Genomic DNA, 2,592 nt, shown 5'->3' with positions numbered 1-2,592 from the left:
GCGTAATACCGCTTATGCCACGTAAAACCTCCGGAAAAAACGGGTTTTGGAGGGCTTTGTCTGCACTTGAAGGCATGACGACTCCAATCGACTGACTCGAACGGTTGGCCAAACTTCTCGCGTTGGCATTCGGGTGGTACCCCATTTCTTTCATCGCTTTTTTCACCCGCTTCTTCGTGGCATCACTTATACGCGGGTGATCAGCGATGACACGAGAGACCGTAGACGGTGCTACACCGGCTGCTTTCGCTACATCTTTAATTGTCACTCCCATTACGATCACCTTCTATTATGAAAACGTTATCTTCTATTGTAGCATTAAACCTTTTCGTACAGTTCTTTTTATCCAATTTCTATTCTTACCTCTGAAAAACCGCTCTAACTTAAGCAGAAGCGGAATGCTTTACTTACACTCCGCTTCCTATCTTTGATAAAGATTATCCTTTTGTACCTCCCGCTGTCAAACCGGATACGAAATATTTTTGCAAGGATAAGAAAAGAATCGATATTGGAACCGCGATTAATACGGATCCTGCTGCAAATAACGTGAATTCATTCCCGAACTGATCAGAGATCATTTCATAAAGACCTACGGCCAGGGTAAGTTTTTCATCGGAACGTAGTAAAATTCGCGCCAGGATAAAATCTGTAAATGGTGTGATGAACGTAAACAAGGAAATGACGGCAATCATCGGTTTGGCTAGCGGCATGACAATCTGCCAAAAAATACGGAAGTTTCCTGCTCCATCCATCCGTGCAGACTCATCCAACTCCCTCGGAATCGTATCCAAATACCCTTTCATCAAATACGTATTCATCGGAATCGCTCCGCCTGTGTACACAAGGATCAGAGATAGGTGAGTATCAATGAGCCCTGTCAAGTTCGCCAGTGCATAAATTGCGATCAACGCGGCAAAGTTTGGAATCATTTGCAGGATCAAGAAGGTCATCAATCCATTCTTTCTGCCGACAAAACGGAACCTGGAGAAAGAATAGGCCGTTAAACAAACAAGCGCAACGGACAGGACCATCGTCAAAATACAAATTTTCATTGTATTCCAATACCAGATCAAATAATCACTTTCTGCAGGATTGAATAACTCCTGATAATGTTTAAACGTGGCATTCGATGGAATCATAGATGAGCCGGAAAGACTATTCCCTGGGTTGAGGGATGACCCGACAATCCACAAAATCGGATACAAAATAATCACGCACATAACCGCAATCACTAAATAAGATAACGTCAGCTGTAGTGTTTTTCCTCTATTTCTCTTCATATTACATCATATCCTCTTCTTGGAATGATTTCGTTCTTCTAAACTGCCATAGTGCGACAGCAATAACGATTAACGATAGGATCATCGTGATAGCTGCAGCTTTTCCGTACTGCGCAGAAGTCATAGTCAAGGAATAAATCCAAGAAATCAAAATATCTGTACCTCCAGCGTTTTGTCCCGGTACTGCAGGTCCTCCACCATTGAAAAGGAAAATTACATTAAAGTTATTGAAGTTGAAGGTGTATTGCGTGATCAAAATCGGTGCTGTTGCATAAAGCACGAGCGGAAGCGTAATGTTTCTGAATTTCTGGACAATCGTTGCTCCGTCTACTTCAGCCGCTTCATAAAGCTCATTCGGAATCGACTGAAGTACACCTGTCACCATCGCAAAAATGAACGGGAAACCAAGCCATGTCTGAATCATAATCAGTGCAATCTTCGTATACACTGGGTTCGTTAACCAAGGGATATCCCCTAATCCAAAGATCGCAAGGATATCATTATTAATCGTTCCGAACGTCTCATTAAACATCCCAGCGAATACTAGAATGGAAACGAATGCCGGAACCGCCCAAGGCAAAATAAAGATGGTACGGAAGATTTTTTGGAATTTGATTTCTTTTTGATTCATCAAAACAGCTAAGAAAATTCCTAGAGCAATTTGGAGTGTTGTTGCACCAAAGGTCCAAATAACTGTCCATGCTAAAACGCTAAAGAACGTTTCACGCCAAATCGGAATACTAAAGATTTCTATGAAGTTCTTAAACCAGACCCAGTCTACAAGACTTGCAGGAGGTGAATGGTATAAATCATAGTTCGTAAACGAGAGTAAAACTACGAAAAGAATCGGGAAAATGACAACAAAGATTAATAGTAGAAAACCTGGTGTCATCATTAAATAAGGGAAACCGCCCCCGACCAGATTTTGATATTGCTCTCGGATCGAGTTTGGATTTTCATTCATGTCCCTCTGCTTGCCCACTTTGAAAGCATCTCTTAAATTAAAAATATAAATGCCTAACCCTAGAACGGTAACGATGATCGTCAAAATCCCTTCAACCAGTAGTGTAATCGAATGGTCGTATGCGGGATCGATTCCAAGAGTGATTAGCCCCCAAAATCCGAACTGGATCAAGTCTTTGAAAGCAATGCCAAAAGATGCTGTCAAAATGAGAAAGACTAACCCTTTAATCCACTGCTTGTTATAAAACTGTCCGAGCCCTGGAATAATAGATAGCCCTAAAGCTATTTTTCTATGATTGGACTGGTGTTGATTTTCATTTTCCCCCATGTTCAGGCTCCTTTCTCTGTT

3 protein-coding genes are annotated in these 2,592 nt (G+C 41.6%); all 3 read right to left on the bottom strand.

Annotation, left to right across the window (positions count from 1 at the left end; translation table 11 throughout):
- Positions 1-274: LacI family DNA-binding transcriptional regulator (locus tag LD39_RS12695; protein ID WP_035547265.1), on the bottom strand; the 274-nt coding region annotated here is incomplete at its 3' end.
- 163 nt (positions 275-437) lie between these two features.
- A complete protein-coding gene (locus LD39_RS12690) occupies positions 438-1,280 on the bottom strand; it encodes a sugar ABC transporter permease (RefSeq protein WP_035547262.1) in 843 nt (280 codons plus the stop codon).
- 1 nt (position 1,281) lies between these two features.
- The gene (locus LD39_RS12685) at positions 1,282-2,571 is read right to left on the bottom strand and encodes a carbohydrate ABC transporter permease (protein ID WP_035547268.1); all 1,290 of its coding nucleotides are present in this window, start codon (positions 2,569-2,571) and stop codon (positions 1,282-1,284) included.
- Positions 2,572-2,592 lie beyond the last annotated feature (21 nt).

It is taken from the genome of Halobacillus sp. BBL2006 (genome assembly GCF_000786645.1).
Classification (GTDB): Bacteria; Bacillota; Bacilli; order Bacillales; family Halobacillaceae; genus Halobacillus.
Note: the sequence above shows the minus strand (reverse complement) of the source record. Positions and strands in the feature narration are given on the sequence as shown.